Genomic DNA, 539 nt, shown 5'->3' with positions numbered 1-539 from the left:
GGCCAGACCCTCGGCATCGTGGGCGAGTCGGGCTGCGGCAAGTCCATCACGGTCATGTCCCTCATGGGCCTGCTGCCCGCCACCGCCAAGGTCACCGGCAGCATCCGCCTGGACGGCCAGGAGCTCATCGGCCAGCCCGAGTCCGCCCTGTGCCAGATCCGCGGCAACCGCATCGGCATGATCTTCCAGGAGCCGATGACGGCCCTGAACCCGGTCCACACCATCGCGCGCCAGGTCGGCGAACCGCTGCGCCTGCACCGTGGCTTGACCTCCAAGCAGGCCCGCGCCGAGGCGCTGAACCTGCTGCAGCGCGTGGGCATTCCCGACGCGGCCTCGCGCCTGGATGCCTATCCGCACCAGTTCTCGGGCGGCCAGAGGCAGCGCATCGGCATCGCCATGGCGCTGGCCTGCGGGCCCGACCTGCTGATCGCCGACGAGCCCACCACCGCACTGGACGTGACCATCCAGAAGCAGGTGCTCGACCTGATCCAGAACCTGGTGGCCGAGATGGGCATGGCGCTGATCCTGATCTCGCACGA

At 69.4% G+C, this 539-nt stretch carries 1 protein-coding gene; it reads left to right on the top strand.

The window, feature by feature from the left end; all coding sequences use genetic code 11:
- On the top strand, positions 1–539 hold a 539-nt coding region (locus tag AC07RV_RS45855; protein WP_495330678.1), incomplete at both ends, for an ATP-binding cassette domain-containing protein.

It is taken from the genome of Variovorax sp. GW821-FHT09B01, assembly GCF_059418345.1.
The sequence above is the reverse complement of the archived record's forward strand: the minus strand, read 5'-3'. Positions and strand labels throughout refer to the sequence as shown.